At 35.1% G+C, this 15,856-nt stretch carries 20 protein-coding genes and 1 pseudogene; 7 read left to right on the top strand and 14 right to left on the bottom strand.

Features of this window, described 5'->3' with window-relative positions; all coding sequences use genetic code 11:
• Positions 1–70: 70 nt before the first annotated feature.
• The 7 genes from N0M92_RS21690 to N0M92_RS21660 all read right to left on the bottom strand — a co-directional run bounded on the left by N0M92_RS21690 (position 71) and on the right by N0M92_RS21660 (position 4,076).
• Positions 71–523, bottom strand: a complete 453-nt coding sequence (locus N0M92_RS21690; protein ID WP_260287779.1) for a JAB domain-containing protein — start codon at positions 521–523, stop codon at positions 71–73.
• Positions 524–612: 89 nt separating this feature from the next.
• Positions 613–1,005, bottom strand: coding sequence for a hypothetical protein (locus tag N0M92_RS21685; RefSeq protein WP_260287778.1), 393 nt, complete (start codon positions 1,003–1,005; stop codon positions 613–615).
• Positions 1,006–1,020: 15 nt separating this feature from the next.
• Positions 1,021–1,182 carry a hypothetical protein gene (locus N0M92_RS21680; protein WP_260287777.1) on the bottom strand — a complete coding sequence of 54 codons (162 nt, stop codon included), beginning with the start codon at positions 1,180–1,182 and terminating at the stop codon, positions 1,021–1,023.
• Between the two features lie 105 nt (positions 1,183–1,287).
• On the bottom strand, positions 1,288–1,791 hold the full coding sequence (locus N0M92_RS21675) for a hypothetical protein (protein WP_260287776.1): 504 nt from the start codon (positions 1,789–1,791) through the stop codon (positions 1,288–1,290).
• Between the two features lie 526 nt (positions 1,792–2,317).
• Positions 2,318–2,557, bottom strand: a complete 240-nt coding sequence (locus N0M92_RS21670; protein WP_260287775.1) for a hypothetical protein — start codon at positions 2,555–2,557, stop codon at positions 2,318–2,320.
• Positions 2,558–3,012: 455 nt separating this feature from the next.
• Positions 3,013–3,855, bottom strand: a complete 843-nt coding sequence (locus N0M92_RS21665) for an ArdC family protein (RefSeq protein ID WP_260287774.1) — start codon at positions 3,853–3,855, stop codon at positions 3,013–3,015.
• Positions 3,856–3,875: 20 nt separating this feature from the next.
• Positions 3,876–4,076, bottom strand: a complete 201-nt coding sequence (locus N0M92_RS21660) for a hypothetical protein (RefSeq protein WP_095392366.1) — start codon at positions 4,074–4,076, stop codon at positions 3,876–3,878.
• Positions 4,077–4,883: 807 nt separating this feature from the next.
• Here N0M92_RS21660 and N0M92_RS21655 point away from each other — a divergent pair.
• Entirely contained in the window at positions 4,884–5,117 is a 234-nt protein-coding gene (locus tag N0M92_RS21655; protein WP_260287773.1) for an XRE family transcriptional regulator, read from the top strand.
• A gap of 224 nt (positions 5,118–5,341) precedes the next feature.
• Here N0M92_RS21655 and N0M92_RS21650 read toward each other — a convergent pair whose 3' ends face one another.
• Positions 5,342–5,530 carry a hypothetical protein gene (locus N0M92_RS21650; protein ID WP_260287772.1) on the bottom strand — a complete coding sequence of 63 codons (189 nt, stop codon included), beginning with the start codon at positions 5,528–5,530 and terminating at the stop codon, positions 5,342–5,344.
• Between the two features lie 238 nt (positions 5,531–5,768).
• Here N0M92_RS21650 and N0M92_RS21645 point away from each other — a divergent pair, with 238 nt between their 5' ends.
• From N0M92_RS21645 to N0M92_RS21635, 3 genes are all read left to right on the top strand, one after another.
• Positions 5,769–5,939, top strand: a complete 171-nt coding sequence (locus N0M92_RS21645) for a hypothetical protein (protein WP_260287771.1) — start codon at positions 5,769–5,771, stop codon at positions 5,937–5,939.
• A 746-nt stretch (positions 5,940–6,685) separates the two neighbouring features.
• Positions 6,686–7,660 carry a hypothetical protein gene (locus N0M92_RS21640; protein ID WP_260287770.1) on the top strand — a complete coding sequence of 325 codons (975 nt, stop codon included), beginning with the start codon at positions 6,686–6,688 and terminating at the stop codon, positions 7,658–7,660.
• 24 nt (positions 7,661–7,684) lie between these two features.
• Positions 7,685–8,098 carry a hypothetical protein gene (locus N0M92_RS21635; protein ID WP_260287769.1) on the top strand — a complete coding sequence of 138 codons (414 nt, stop codon included), beginning with the start codon at positions 7,685–7,687 and terminating at the stop codon, positions 8,096–8,098.
• Positions 8,099–8,195: 97 nt separating this feature from the next.
• On the opposite strand, the gene N0M92_RS21630 is transcribed toward N0M92_RS21635, so the two are convergent.
• Together N0M92_RS21630 and N0M92_RS21625 are read right to left on the bottom strand one after the other, a co-directional pair.
• The gene (locus N0M92_RS21630) at positions 8,196–8,381 is read right to left on the bottom strand and encodes a hypothetical protein (protein ID WP_048883045.1); all 186 of its coding nucleotides are present in this window, start codon (positions 8,379–8,381) and stop codon (positions 8,196–8,198) included.
• Between the two features lie 29 nt (positions 8,382–8,410).
• The gene (locus tag N0M92_RS21625; RefSeq protein WP_260287768.1) at positions 8,411–8,983 is read right to left on the bottom strand and encodes an ATP-dependent DNA ligase; all 573 of its coding nucleotides are present in this window, start codon (positions 8,981–8,983) and stop codon (positions 8,411–8,413) included.
• A 163-nt stretch (positions 8,984–9,146) separates the two neighbouring features.
• On the opposite strand from N0M92_RS21625, the gene N0M92_RS21620 reads away from it, so the two are divergent.
• Genes N0M92_RS21620 through N0M92_RS21610 form a run of 3 tightly spaced genes read left to right on the top strand, consistent with a single transcriptional unit; the run spans position 9,147 to position 12,666 of the window.
• Complete coding sequence (locus tag N0M92_RS21620) at positions 9,147–10,241, top strand: tyrosine-type recombinase/integrase (RefSeq protein ID WP_260287767.1); 1,095 nt, start codon at positions 9,147–9,149, stop codon at positions 10,239–10,241.
• 18 nt (positions 10,242–10,259) lie between these two features.
• The gene (locus N0M92_RS21615; RefSeq protein WP_260287766.1) at positions 10,260–12,278 is read left to right on the top strand and encodes a tyrosine-type recombinase/integrase; all 2,019 of its coding nucleotides are present in this window, start codon (positions 10,260–10,262) and stop codon (positions 12,276–12,278) included.
• Positions 12,259–12,666 (top strand): DUF6262 family protein, encoded by a 408-nt coding sequence (locus N0M92_RS21610; RefSeq protein WP_260287765.1) that lies wholly within the window; start codon positions 12,259–12,261, stop codon positions 12,664–12,666. Before N0M92_RS21615 ends, N0M92_RS21610 begins: the two co-directional genes overlap by 20 nt.
• 213 nt (positions 12,667–12,879) lie before the next feature.
• On the opposite strand, the gene N0M92_RS21605 is transcribed toward N0M92_RS21610, so the two are convergent.
• From N0M92_RS21605 to N0M92_RS21595, 4 genes and pseudogenes are all read right to left on the bottom strand, one after another.
• On the bottom strand, positions 12,880–13,497 hold the full coding sequence (locus N0M92_RS21605; protein ID WP_260287764.1) for a VOC family protein: 618 nt from the start codon (positions 13,495–13,497) through the stop codon (positions 12,880–12,882).
• 177 nt (positions 13,498–13,674) lie between these two features.
• Entirely contained in the window at positions 13,675–14,301 is a 627-nt protein-coding gene (locus tag N0M92_RS21600) for an FMN-dependent NADH-azoreductase (RefSeq protein WP_260287763.1), read from the bottom strand.
• A gap of 106 nt (positions 14,302–14,407) precedes the next feature.
• A pseudogene (locus tag N0M92_RS29525) lies at positions 14,408–14,581 on the bottom strand (NAD(P)H-binding protein); the annotation flags it as partial.
• 312 nt (positions 14,582–14,893) lie between these two features.
• The gene (locus N0M92_RS21595; RefSeq protein ID WP_260287762.1) at positions 14,894–15,817 is read right to left on the bottom strand and encodes an NADP-dependent oxidoreductase; all 924 of its coding nucleotides are present in this window, start codon (positions 15,815–15,817) and stop codon (positions 14,894–14,896) included.
• Between the last annotated feature and the right edge of the window lie 39 nt (positions 15,818–15,856).

The raw sequence follows: 15,856 nt of genomic DNA, 5'->3' as shown, positions 1-15,856 counted from the left end.
CTTTTCAATAGCTCATGTACATATTTATTTAGAGAAGCAAAGAGGATACTCCTCTTTGCTTTTAATATTTTTATAAGTATCCTTTTTCTTTAAAACTTATGTGTTTTCCTGTGTGTGTGACGATTACATGGTCAAGGAGTTCAATCCCTAATATCCTCCCTGCTTCGGCCAATCTCTTTGTTACTTGGTGGTCTTCCGGGCTTGGATTCGGGTTGCCAGACGGGTGCAGGTGGCTGACAATGATTGAAGCCGCATTATTCAAGATAGCACATTTCATAACCTCTCTAGGATGTACTATAGAAGAGTTTAGACTTCCTACATGCGCCTTATGAAGACCGATAACTTGATTTTTTGTATTAAGCATCATGACAAGAAAAACCTCTCTGTCTTCATCTGCTATGTAAGATGCGGCCAACTCTTGAGCATCATATGGTGACCGAATTACAAAGTTATCATAGGGTCCTGTGTTCTCTCTTATTTCTTGTTTGATTCGTACAACTTCAAATATTGGCGTTAATTCCACTTTAAGCTCCCCTTTGTGCTTGTGATTTTATATATTACTAATGCTAACGTTGTTGCTGATCCTTTTTTATACCATTTAGACACTAAAAATTATGCTTCTATTAATGATTTATCAACCATAAAAACATCTAAAGTCAAATTAATTTTTAATAAGGTATTATAAGCCATTAATAAATCACTAATGAATTTTAAATCAGCTTCTCCATTGATTAAGTGAATTTTATCTCCCTCATAAGATATAGTTTTATACATATTACCTAGTGCTGGCATAATACTATCCCACTTTACTTCTAATGCTTCTGGTATATCATATCCGATAAAAACCCCTGTAATAGCTTTTTGCTCCTGTATGATAAGTTTCTCAAAGTATTTTTCTGCATCACTTAAAAGTAAAAACTTACCAATTCGTGTCCTTTTTCTATATACTCTATAAAAGTTCCCACCCTTCTTAATTGAAAAAATATCTTCTTTTTTCATAATCATTATTTTTTCCCCTTTTCACTTTTTATTTTCTAAAGGACATTCACCGCATTTTTGACTTACACATTGAGCACAAGGCAAGATTTTATTTTTACAAAATGGGCATTGATGCGGTCGAAATAACTCTGGCAGTTCAACTTCATTTTCACAATTTGAACACCATTCTGTTACTGTATTCATAACTTATCACCTCTTTCCCATATTAATATTATACCATTTAGACACTATAAATTCAATAGGGAATGTAGCTATATCAGCGTTTTTATAGTGCCTTAGCAAGAACTATTAACTGTTTTCGTCAAGTTCATCATATGTATAGTCGATGCCTGCCAATCTTTCAAAAAGTTCGTCTTTGTCAGATTCCATGATTTTTTCAATCATTTCTTCATGCTCTTCGTCTGTCATATCATCGTCTGGATTAGTGTTCCAGAAGTCTACAAGCCAGTATTTCATTTGCGCTAATGTCTCAATTTCGAAGTCCCTTTCGTCCTGCATGTCGTAGCGTTTGAATAATTTTTCAGTTGTCATAGGTAAATGGCCATTTGTATCTTCTGTTCTTGTTTCTTCATCCATTCCCATATCGCCTTTGTGTACTTTTTCTATGTCACTATTACCGCATAAATCACATGAACTTGTAAAATCCTCAAAAAGCTCTTGGCAACTTTGACACACATAAACAAAATGATTATCATTATTCATTTTTTTCTTTTCCTCCCTTGATTTTGGGTTTTGTACTTTTGTTTGAGTTTTTGATTTTCTTTTTGCCTGGAGAAGCGATTCATTCCCCAAAGGGGATTATTTTTCCCCTTTTGCAAGTAGAACGAACAATGAGCATCGGCAGACGTTCAAGGGTGATCTTAGCTTAAAAGTTTTTTATGTTGCGCAGCGTTTTTAATGAAAAAGTTTTAGGCCCCTTGATTGGCTGACGCTCTGACTTTGCTTCCTACAGGGGTAGGGCGAAGCCTAGGAATCTGCCCCTGTTGGAAGCTTAGTCAGATTGCGTACATTGTACGATTCGTAAGGCAAAAGGGAAAAATATAAAAAAAACAGCCGTATGGCTGTTCTCCTTTGGCGTTTTATTCTTTTAATCTCTTAATATTTTGAGGTTTTCGGCTCGTTCGGTATGGCGGTGAAACCGTAAAGGGAACAGGAACCTACGAAATGTAGGCGTTTGCCGTACAGATCGTTGTTATCGGGCCTTTTAATGCCGAAGCGACACGTACAGAATGACAGAAAGATGCTTTTCCTTTCTGATCAGTCTGTAGTGCTGCCGCCCAAATAAGGATATTAAAATTCTAATTCAATATTATTGCATTCATTTAAATGTATAAGTTATTTTTTTACCACTCGAGTTTTCAAATTTAACACGGTAGTCAGCTTTTTTATTATCAACCGTCCAATTCATTAATGTAGTGCCATTTTTAGCAGGATATTTTGTTTTGTAATTCTTCCAGACACCATCTGTCTTTTTTTGCAGTCTTGCTGTGAATGTTCCAGATGCAGAGCTACTTGCTTTTACAGTAGTCCAAATTTCGTTGTTGATAGTTATCTTCATAGTACGTTGATCACCATAATTAGTGAATGAACCAGAATGATAATATGTAGTCCAAATATTAGTAATGTTATCACAAAACTTATAGAAAAAAGAACCTATGTGTGTTAAAGAGTACGGTAAACATAGGTAACCACATACCTTTTAAAGCAATGTGAAAACCTCATCGAAAGTCAAAACACAACTTTTACAAACATTTGTTTTGAAATTCATTTCAAATGGGGGACCATTTAACTTTAGTTAAATGGTTTCTTTATTAGGTTTTAAGGTTTTAGGATGCTTCAGCATCCGTCGGCAGGCTCGATGCCTGCCTTATAATCAAGAAAAAACGTATGTTTTTTCCTTCAATTCGTAAAAAATCAATGGATCTGATCCATCCATTGATTTTTTTGTGTTGGTTTGAGTCCATTCTTAAAAAACGGCTTTTGTGCTTGTGATTTTATGTGCTACTGTTTTTATTAATTATTTTCTTTATAGTTAACTCCTAAAATATAATCTACTGCTTTTTGTGCTTGACTGGCTGCTTTAACAATTAATGTTTTATCATCTTTTAATTTTCGTAACCAAGACTGTATATACGAAGCTGAGTTGTCAAAAGTCACATCTATAAAACCTGCTAAACCTGTTAACATGCTTGCCCCAATCTCTGCAACAAGTTCTTCTTGTGAATACTCTTCTGAGCCGAAATGGGCTGTAGCTGAGGTTATTCCAATTCTTGGTAACCTGCTGGGGTGCCCTGTGCTATGGGTAAGCTCGTGGAAGGTCGTGGCGTAATATTCTTCAACTTGTCTAAAATCCTTCATTGGTGGAATGTTTATATGGTCTATACTAGGTTGATAATATGCCCTACCACTGTTATAACTAAAGCTTGGTGAATTTATATACCCTTTTATAATGTTTTCAGCTTCTTCTATTGGGTTATGTTCATACGTTTCTACTTCTTTACGCTTGCTTTCAATACCTTCACATTGATTTATATTAAAAACCTTGTAGTACCTAAGTAATGGAATTTTTTCTTCTTTTCCTGTATCTTTATTTTCTGTTTCAATCCACTTCCAGAAAACCACGATTTCTGATTTTGCGCCTTTTTTAATTTTGGCCCCTTTTATTTCCTGAACTTGTTTAAAAGTAATATACTCACCTGGGTCTAATAACATTGTATTAATTCCTCTATACTGCTTTTGAGTTTTCCAATTTACTGCTGTATTGCAGTTCACCCAAGGTTTTTGCCAAGGAACTGTTCCTTGTTCTAGTTTCTCAACAATTTTGTTTGTAACGATTTCATATACACTAATAGCCATTTTTTATTTCCTCCTTTGATTTAAGCAAATGCCTTTTTCACTTCTTCAGTACTAAAAATGTAGCTGTATTTTATAATCGAACCATCAATTTTAAACGTCCATATATACGATTCTTTAGTTGATATATCAGTAAAGAACTCTGCTTTATTTTGTATATCCTCCTTTAATTTTTTGAACTCTTTTTCTAATCTTTTGATTGCTTTTTTTTCTTCTTTTGTCATTTTCTTTTCCTCCTTTGATTTTGGTTTTTTCTTTTGCCTGGAGAAGCGATTCAGTTCCCCAAAGGGGGATTATTTTTCCCCTTTTGCAAGTAGAACGAACAATGAGCATCGGCAGACGGTCAAGGGTGATCTTAGCTTAAAAGTTTTTTATGTTGCGCAGCGTTTTTAATGAAAAAGTTTTAGGCCCCTTGATTGGCTGACGCTCTGACTTTGCTTCCTACAGGGGTAGGGCGAAGCCTAGGAATCTGCCCCTGTTGGAAGCTTAGTCAGATTGCGTACATTGTACGATTCGTAAGGCAAAAGGGAAAAATATAAAAAAAACAGCCGTATGGCTGTTCTCCTTTGGCGTTTTATTCTTTTAATCTCTTAATATTTTGAGGTTTTCGGCTCGTTCGGTATGGCGGTGAAACCGTAAAGGGAACAGGAACCTACGAAATGTAGGCGTTTGCCGTACAGATCGTGGTTATCGGGCCTTTTAATGCCGAAGCGACACGTACAGAATGACAGAAAGATGCTTTTCCTTTCTGATCAGTCTGTAGTGCTGCCGTCCATGATATTCTTTTGGGGTCTAAATAGGAGCTTACTTTGTCGATATTTTGTGTATTCTTTTTGGTCCACTGCTCTGCTGTTAAGCCGATAGGTATGGCGCTGATGTTTTGGCTTAACAGCAAAAGCATATTCAAAGTATTTGAGATTAGAAGAATGCTATTAACTCTAGCAGGAAACTACTTTATCAAAAACCTTTACAATTCACATGTATAACTCCCTTTTTCGTTGTCAAAAATGGATAGGGAGAGGTGAAACATAATGATTTTTGGTTGGCTAAAAGAAGAAACTAAAGAGAAAACAGAGTTTGGTGATTTTTTAGAGGTTTACGATATTAAGCAGGAATGGTTAGCAAAGAAAAGCAAAATCAGCCAAAGCTTAATAAGTCTTTTAACATCGGACCATTCAAGAACGCCGAAACCAACTACAGCATATAAACTTATTAAAGTATTAAGGGAATTTGAGTCTAATATAAAGAAAGAAGATTTTTGGTGAACTTATGTTTCCTTTATTACTTTTACAAAGATGTTGGACTATTACATAAGTTTTTACTACGATACCATAAAGTTTTTTTTGGTATCAATGCGAAGCAGTGATACCGTTGGTTTGCTTGGGGTTCAATTCTCCAAGCAATGCACATAGGTTTACATGTATGTTTTTTGCTTACGAACCTTTTTAGTTAAACTAAAAAAGGCGAAGGTTCACCCTTCGCTTTGTTCTTAAATACATGCCATGATTGCTACCACTATTAGATGTACTACTGTGATTACGAAGCAGAATCCATAGATGATGATTCCTGCAATTTTGAGCATTTCACTTTGGACATTTTTTAGTGTCCAAAGCATCAAAAATGTTGCTGCTCCCAAGATAAAAATTGTACATATAATTGTTAGTGTTAGTGCTGTCATTTTCGACAACTCCTTTCTTTGATGCCACCTCCGAATCTTTGCGTAAAAGGGCTGTCATGGGCTTGAAGTTTGTGAAGTTTTTAAGTGGGTTTCTTAAAAAGTTCACAAAGTTTACAAGCGAAGCGCAGTGCCCATTGATAGTCCTTATGGAGCAAATGATTATAATTGGGAGAACAAAGAAGGATACACATTTGGTCCGAGCGTTTCTAATCTTTAGGAGCAATGCGAAGCTAGCGACTTGCTACCTGGCTTCAGCCAGGTAGTTACCGATGGTTTTGAATTAGGTTTTCGGCTCGTTCGGTATGGCGGTGAAACCGTAAAAGGAACAGGAACCTACGAAATGCAGGCGGTAGCCGTACAGATCGTGGTTATCGGGCCTTATAATGCCGAAGCGACACGTACAGAATGACAGAAAGGTGTTTTTCCTTTCTGATCAGTCTGTAGTGCTGCCGCCCAAAGTATATTTTTTATACTCTAAAATACTTAAAATCTATTGAACTGAAAAGTTGAGTGAAAACCTAAACGAAAGTTGAAACATATCTTTTATTTTATTCAGATGGTCATTTCAAATAAAAGTTGTATCCTAAAGGAAAAAGCAGGGTTTAAACCCTGCCAATCTGTCTTCAGGATAGGTTCACACAGACCTTGATTCTTATGAAGAAGTATAGGTTTACACTAAATAGTCTTGATAAATCCAATTAAAAAACCAGCGTCTAGAACCGACACTGGTTTCTGTTTTTTCTATTTACCTTGGTAAACTGAACGTAACTGTACTGTTTTTCATCCTTTTTTAAAACTTAGGTGTTTGAGAAACGCTCTACAACGCAATTAACTTCCTTTAGTCTTATAATTACCTGTTCGATTCAAAATAAGGAGGTATTTCGTATTTGAACTAGGGGCTCCACGTTTTAAGTTATATGCTAAAATGAAGAAACATGGAAAAGGATAGAATGGTAGTATATTAATGGAATTGGTTATGCTTTGTAGCTAAGTATGGAACCGTCGTTATAGAGTACTGGGATATTATGCTCTTGTGGGTTCGTTGTCATCATAGCAAATAAAATACCATGGAAAACCGATTTAATTATGTGTGGGGGTGGGGATTCAATCCGCCCTTAGTTTTGTGCATAAAAAATAAGGATCAGAGGTGGACGAATGAAAAAAGTATTAAAGATACAAGTCTTGTTATCAATTGTTATTATCTTATCTTTCTTCAATTTTGATGTAAGTAATACAGAAGCAGCTTACAGCGATAATCCCAACGGAGTGTACCATAAACTATCAGACATAGTTTATCGTGCCCAAGGAACTGCCAGTGATGTAACTAACATGCAAAAAAGATTAGACGATTCAGGCTTCTTAGGGGCGCCAGGTAAATACAAGGTAATTGATGTAATTGATGTAGATAATGAAAGAAATCATCCTATGGCTACTGTTGCTAAAGGAAGTGGTACTCATACACTCGATAAGACAGGGCTAAAAGCCATGGCTGTTGCGATTCCAGGAAGTAAAAAGTTGTTTTTAGTTTTTGCCGGAAGCGAAAACCTTATTGACTTTAAAACTGCTTATGTATCTGTTAGTGAGACGAGCCCTGGTCAGAGTAACCAAGCTCAGCTGTATATGAATTACATTTACAAAAAATTCCCTACATATGCATCATATAATTGGTACTTAACAGGGCACTCATTAGGTGGTTGGGTATCTACTAAACTTTATTTAGATATCCGATCAGCAAGTTGGTTAACATCTGCGACAAAGTTTAAATATGGTGGTGCGATTAATAAATCCATTAGTGGTGTATTCACATTCAATACATTACCAATTTCCAAAAAGAATATATCTTCAGAACAATGGAATGCGAATCTAAATGGTGCATATAGCAATGCTGTCAAAAATCTGTATATTGCAAATGAATGGTTGAATAATACTCAAAAGATTCATCAAAATGATTTAGCATATATCGGAACAAAAGGGTCCATTGATACAGGTGTCCCCTATACAAAATTAATAACCACGGGCATATATGATACTCTAGTAACATTTGCTACATATAAAACCAAGACTAGTGCACATAGCTTATGTTCACTAAAGAATTCGGTAACCCCCATTAACAAAACATGCAATAAATAAAACAATTGAGAAAGAGGTGTAACCATGAGTGAAAAAGTAAAGGTTGATAAAACCTTAATAAAACTAAAGAAAAACAATTATGACCTAAATGAATTAACCTCGGAAGAACTTGAAACTTTACCTCCTGTAATCATAGAAATAATTAACGATATGAGAAAAGCAGGTTCGAAATCTCAAGAAAGAGTATATAGTACAATTGACAGAGCAATAGATATTTATGCTGAACAACTAAAAGACCCAAATTTAAGTAGAGAAGAAAGAGACGATCTCAATGATCGTATTAAGGGTATGGTTGAAATAGGTTGTCAAAAAGATTCTGAATTCAAAAGATGGACGTTTGCGCTAGCAGTAAGTGGAGCAGCTATTCTAAAAAATCCTGAAATGAGAAAGGCGGGAAAGGCGGCATTAAAGTTACTAAACAAAGATAAGCCAATCTAATTTACTCAACTAAAGAAGTAGTACATTAATGTAACAGTCGATTCCTGAAATCGGCTTTTTTTATGGATAAACCAAAAAACCCTATAACTATATAGGGTTAAATCGATTTCTTCATGCCACACTCTCTGCATTTACGAATATATACATAGTTCTTAACCGAACTTTCAAACTGAGCTTTACCGCAATTGTCACAGCGACCACTAACGATGTCAGGATAATCTACGTAGTCATAAATAATTGTGGTGTCATATTCCTTTTTTTCTTCTGGAATCTCTTCAGACAAAGTAAAATCACCTTCACTATTTTATTTGATTATATATATTCTACGAAAGACGGAATGCGGAGCAAGCCTGCCTTTGTATAATTTCTAAACTTTACCTTGCACTTAATCTTCGGATCTAAATAAATGAACTTCTTATTCTCATCAACAATTAAATCCTGATACTGACTATAGAATTTTTTCCTTGCTGCAGGAGTGACAAACTCCATTATGCCAGCTGGCTTTATCCGGTTATTATCTTCAATCCCTAAAAGCAAACCGAATTCATCTTTTCGTAATCCGGTAATCACAACATCGGTATATTGATAGTTGATTACCTTGCGCCATTCCTGCGATCTTTTGCCAATCTGATATTTTGAATTTGCTTTTTTTTGGACAATTCCTTCTAGCCCTTGTTGCTTTACAAGCTCAAAATAAGCCGGGCCATTACCATACATCCATTTAACCTTACAAATCAGATTCGAATCTTCCACTATTTCTTCAAGCAGCTCTTTTCTCTCATTTAGAGGTAAATGAGTTACCTTTTTACCATTATGATAAATTACGTCAAAAACGCAATACTGTATAGCATGTTCTGATTTTTTAGAAGAAAATCTTTGCATCATTGCTTTTATTTATACCACAAAAATACACCGTATTAATAGTAATCATAAATAGGTGTATGAGGGGAATTTCTACGGTGTTTAATCGTTATATATATCTAGTGGATATAGTTACCAAAGTAGACAATGATTATCATAATTGATACTATGTGGATTGGTGATGCATATGAAAGTACATGAAATAACAATTAATAAAATTGAGGGTGAAGGGAACCGTTACATATTAGTTGACGGTGGAGGAGAGCCAGTTATACCAGTAATTAAATACTTAAAGTATATGGATAACATAGGAAGATCAGTTAATACTTTACGATCTTATTGTTATCACTTGAAACTATATTTTGAGTATTTAGTGGAAAAGGAATTATCCTATGAGTCCATTTCCATAGAAGATGTAGCTAAATTCATAGGTTGGCTAAGAACTTCTCATAAGTCAGAAAAAATCACTACGATAAGGCCAATTAACTCGGTTCGTTCTGAGAGAACAATCAACACTATATTAACCTGTGTAATGTCCTTCTATGATTTTTTAGACCGGTTGAACATGCATGAGAATGGATTAAAGGAAGCTAGCACAAAAAAGATTTCCTCACGCAATAGAAACTACAAACCATTTTTGCATCATATATCAAAAAATAGATTAATAGACAAAAATATATTAAAGGTGAAAGAAACAAAAAGGCAGATAAAGACATTAACACAAGGAGAAGTACAAACTATACATGACAATTGTACTAACGTAAGAGATGAATTATTAATGCGAATATTATATGAGGGTGGCTTACGTATAGGGGAAGCGATTGGACTTGAAATCGAAGATTTTAATATTATAAAAAACACTATTAGAGTTAAAAAGTCAAAGACGGCTGCTGGTGAAAATAGAATCGTTTTTGTAAGTGAAGAAACGATGAATCTATTCCAAGACTACCTAATTGATTACCATGCAAATGAAGTCGACTCTAACCATGTATTCATAAAATTACAAGGTCCTAACAAAGGATACCCACTAAGCCGGAACACCGTAGAATCGATGATTAAAAGAATCAGGAAAAAGACGGGAATAGATTTTACCCCTCATATGTTAAGACATACTTTTGCATCGGAACTACATGCGAAAGGTGTAGAAATTTCTGTCATACAAAAGCTATTAGGTCATGCACAGGTCCAGACCACCATAAATACATATGTACATATTAATGAAGATCAACTTCGCGAAAGTTACACTCAAGCAATAAAGAACAGAAACACCAAGAAAGAATAACAGTGAGAGAAGGATTTTATGTATAAAGATACTTTTCGATTAGCTAAACAAGTCAGTTACATGATAGAAAATCTAACTGGTTATTGGGCCGAAGATGTATGGAATATAGAACAATGTCCTATCAAGTATTCAGGCAAGATGAAATTTAAGGCGAGAAATATGAACTTTGCAAAAATCAGCAATCCTAACATTCGGAACGAAGTAAAGTTTTATTTTTCAGTAAGACTACAAAATAAAACCTATCGCCATACATCTCTTTGGGACGGATATTATCCTGCCGTTAAAGCATTAGCTAAGTTTATATCTCTAAAATACCCCAATTCAATTTCGATTATCGATATCAACAAGGATAAATTTCTTTTAGAATACCGCACATTTTTAGCTTCGCGAAATTTGCCCATAGTTACTCACGGAAAAAACGCAATTGGCAATAAAGAATACATAAAAGCTTCAATATATATCAATCTCTATAATCAAATATACGAGTTTTTTTCAGATTATTATGATAATAGAGCTGAAATTGAAAAAGACCGATGGGATGTCCGCAAATTACCCATTGATTTTAACCAGACTAGAGGTGAGTACACTATTTCTTTCGAAACGGTTGTCACACCGTTTCGAAAATGGGTTAAAAAATACCTGGAGCAACGAATGGTCATACAGCAAAACTTAAGTTTCGCTCGGTCAAGAAGTATAATCCCTCCCCTATCAGCGTTTTTTAAATTTATCGCTGTAAGATATCCTGAATGGGATGACTTGAGTTTATTGTCACGTAATGACATTTTGTCTTTTATGGGGCATTTACGGACATTGCCACTCAAAGGAAACAGCAAAAATACCATCGAAGAACAAATGAAGAACAGAATTAGAGTATATTTGTACGAAGTACAAGCCTACATATCTTATATCCAAAGGCTGGAATGGGATTTTGCACCCAAGAAGCCGATAAATCACTTGATTTTCCCGGAAGATTTTCCAAAGAAAGAACGGTTGAAAGCCGAAGATATAAAGTATATACCTGACGATGTCTGGGAACAGATTCTTGAAAACCTTTCTGAATTAAATGCTCATTATGTCCCAATTCTGTTAGTACTTGAAGCATCAGGGTTCCGTATATCCGACACCCTTTTATTGAAGAAAAACTGTCTAGAAAAGAAAAGTGACGGCTGGTGGTTAATCGGAGATCAAAGGAAAGTGAACTATACTAATCATAAAGTCCCCATCACTGATGATATTGCGGCTGTAATACATACGCAGGTCAAATTAATGGATACTGAATCATCAGATTCAAATCAAAGAAGCCTTCTTTTTCCAAATATAGACGGGAGGAGAAAAAGTCTTCCGATTTCGGCAAAAGTTTTTAACGATAACTTGAACAAGCTTACCCATCGTTGTCAGATTAGGGACAGTTCCGGAGAAATCTTTCATATCAAAAATCATGCCTTTAGACATAGATATGGTGTGAACATGATTAATAACGGGATGAACATCCTCCACTTACAAAAGTTGATGGCCCATGCAAGCCCAGAAATGACTTTAATTTACGCACAAATACACGATAATACCTTGAGGGGCGAATGGGAAAAGGCCAGAGCTAAAGGGGCCGTTAGGCTTTCCCCTAATGGCAGTATTATTGAAGCTGACTTAGAAGATCAAGCAAAAGAAAACGGTTTAGAATTAGAATGGATACGACACAATATGGACTCCATTAGGCTGGATCATGGTTTCTGTATTAAGAGTCCTAAACTTTCTTGTGACTTTCTAGAACAAACGTTGGAACCGCCTTGCATCAAAAACAACTGCCGGAGCTTTCATTCGGACCATACTTTCTTGGATTATTACAAGGAGCAAATTATTAAAATCGAATCTGACATCGAGATTTACAAAAAATCGAATAGGCTCAGATCCATTGAATTGATACAGCCGAAGTTAAAACGTTATAAGGATATTGCATCTTCGCTTGAGGCGGGCGATGGTATTTACGGTTTGAGCAAGGAGCGTAGGGAGTATACAAATAATGAAAGAAAAGAGGTCTAAAGCAATGGGGAATCTAAAACCTAATGTATCTGGACTTGTAGAAAAGGCGAAAGAAAAAAGTGAAAAAACTCTTGGAAAAGTCGAACAGTCTATAAAACACATGATCAAAACTCAACAAAAAATAAATTTCAATTCAGTAGCAACACACGCTGGGGTTTCTAAAACATACCTTTATAGAACCCCAAATCTTAGAGAAAGGATTGAATATCTTCGTAGCCAACAAGAAGGTATATTGAGTATAAAACAAGTCAAAAGAAATATATCAGAAGAATCTAAAGACGTAATAATTGCAAGTCTTCGAAAGAGAGTAAAAGAATTAGAAAAAGAATGTCAGGAATTAAAAGTAAAGGTTAAAATCAACTACGGAAAAATTTATAACAATATTTAAATAAAACCTTCGCTACAAGTAATTTTAAAATGATCCTAATGAATACGTTGAGTATTAAAATTCTTTTTATAAAAAATGAGATGTTTCTTCGTAGAAACATCTCATTTCATTAATACCATCTCCAACCATTGCTACCTTATGTCCTTCATTTTGTAATTTATTTATGGCATCTACCTTATTCAAGCGTTCATTTTATAAATCATATTAATAATATTACGTTAGAGCACGTGGATCTGCAGGTGTGGATGGCTCATACTCTCCAGCATAAGCTCGCTTATGGATTTCTGCTGAAGAAATTCCTAGCTCTCGAGCTTCGACCAAAAGTTTAGGGTCAATAGTTGCTCCGTTTGGGTGTGCTGCAAACTGAGGAGACTTTTGCATGAATTCAGTAGACTTTTCCCAGTCCCCAAAAGTATCTGTATTTAATTCCACAATGTTCTGATCTGGATCTCGATAATAGAAGGCAATGCTCGCACCGTGATCATGTGAGATTACAGGTTCTATTCCAATTTCTGATAATCTAACATAAGTATCTAATAAATCATCCAGTGATGAATATTCATATGCGACATGATGAATCTTTGTATGAAGATGTTTTTCAGAATCATCCGTTAAACCCGGAATGGCTATAATACCAATACGATGATTTGCCTTATCATTAGTAACCCAAGTAGCATTCATTCCAGCTCGATTACCTGTAGGGTCTGAAGATTCAAAAGTAGGAACCATACCTATTACCTTAGCATACCAATTCTTCATTTCATCAAAGCGAGTAGTTGTTAGCCCATAATGGTGCAAAACTGGACGAATGATTCTATCCTTATTTGTCATAATTAGTTCGCCTCTTTCAATTTTGAATTTTAATTATTCAACAACACGCCTTTTGGTATAAGCTTGGCAACTTGTCCAAAATACATACATGTTGATGTAAACAATTTAGTTTAAAGAGATTGTTCCAAATGTGTTTATTCAAAATATGAAACTGCCCTTATATATTCACTTTATTAACTAGAATTTTGAAGCTGCCCTTATGACGTTCTCTAACCCAGTAGTAATGATTTCTTTCGAACGTTCAGGATACATGTTATGCCCTTCAATAATTACTTCTTCTGGATTTTTTATTCCCCAGATATTAATAATATTTTTCACTAAATTTACTGCCATTTCTGCAGGAGCCATCGTATCTAATGAATAATCTCCTCCACGAGCATTTAATATCATTACTTTTTTGTCACCAGCATATCCAACAGGACCCTCAGCAGTGTAATTAAACATTCTTCCTGCTTGTGTCAGATATGAAAGATACGTAGTTAGTGGTGCTGGCACTGTTTTATTCCATAAAGGAAATGCAAATACAATTTTGTCCATTGAAAGGAATTGATCTAAATATTTCTCAACTAAATTAGCTGCTTTCTCTTCTTCAGCTGTAAGTTCAAAACCTTGGTTACGTTTATATACACCTGTAATAGCGTCGTTTCCATAGAATGGTAAACCTTCTTTAAATAGATCTAATTCAACAATCTCATCTGATCCATTTGCTACCCTATAGTTCTGTAAAAATACATCATACATTTTTGCACTTACTGATTGGTCCAATGGACGATCGTTTACTTTAACAAATAATACCTTTGACATTTCTGTTTCTCTCCTTTTATTTATTATTGAATTTATAAATATAAATGAAACATACGTTATTTTCCGCGTATTGTTGGTGACCCCCTATAAGAGTCTGTCCAATTCCTTAGTCCACATGTGCTTCACTAATTGCTTCTTCAACTTTCTGTATATTTGATAAATCACCCACAATTATTTTTAAATTTTTATGGTTGATTGAAATCGAATTTTCGCGGCGAACATATGTGGTCACTACATCACCATTCTGAAGAGCTTTATTTAATACAAGTTGCCCAATTGCACCATTTTCACCAAATAAATGTTATATTGACGCTTAATACCTCCTTTAACTACACATTTCGCTTATACAACATATGTTGTATAACTGAATTATAAATCCATGACCACTATCACGCAACCGACATTTTTTTAGTTTTATCGTTTTTACGACACATTTAAGAAACTGTCTAAAAATAGCAGGGGATTAGATGATATATGAATCTTTTTATTTTTATATAAAAAATGAACTTAACCCGTCTAAAAATAATTGAGATGGGTTAAGTTCATCACGTTTATTCACTCTTTGGAAGGTTAGCGACAGAATAGCCTTTGATTAGATAATAACAATTCGCTTTCCGCGAGTATGCCCCTGTGATAATTCTACTTGCGCTTTACGAACTCCATCTAATGAAAATGGATATTCTTTTTCGACATGACATGTTAAACGTCCTGCAACTAAGTCATTTACGAGTTTTATCATTGTCTCCTTCGACACATTTCCACGAATAAAGTCGGAATACACTCCATACTTTTCAGATAGCTCTTCACTTGGTTTTGTCACAACGGAAATAAGACGCCCACCTTGTTTTAGTGATTGGAAACTTTTCTCTTGTACGTCACCACCAATTGTATCAATTACGACGTCCACATCAGTTGCTACTGTTGTAAAGTCAGTTGTTGCGTAGTTAATGACTTCATCTGCACCTAGCTTCTTTAAAAATGCTGTATTACGCTCTGCTCCTGTTGTATATACATAAGCTCCTGCTTGTTTAGCTAATTGAATGGCAATATGTCCAACACCACCAGCACCACCATGAATGAGTACTTTTTGATTTGGTTTTACTAACCCATGATCCATTACTGCTGCCCATGCCGTTACTGCTATTACAGGAAAAGCTGCAGTTTCTTTCACATTGACGTCTTGAATTAGTTTCACGACAGCTTGCTCAGCAATCGTAATATATTCAGCATAGGTACCTCCATAGTTAATACCCGTAACGAGATCCCCTATTTTGATGGACTGACATAATGCTCCTACTTCTTTTACTACCCCGACAAAATCTAAACCTAATAAATGAGGGAAGGTCAAGGGTCCAAAAGCTTTAAAATCACCTTCACGAGTTACGATATCCACGTGATTAATTGAAAATGCTTTGACTTCTACAAGTACTTCTTCTTCACCAACAGCAGGTAGTTCTACTTCCGTTTCTAATAGTACGTCTTCATTTCCATATTCTTTCATTAATATAGCTTTCATTGGAAATCCTCCTATTTATCCTAATAATAACGGTATGAT

The sequence above is a fragment of the Peribacillus aracenensis genome (genome assembly GCF_025175645.1).
Lineage (GTDB): Bacteria > Bacillota > Bacilli > Bacillales > DSM-1321 > Peribacillus > Peribacillus aracenensis.
The sequence above is the reverse complement of the archived record's forward strand: the minus strand, read 5'-3'. Positions and strand labels throughout refer to the sequence as shown.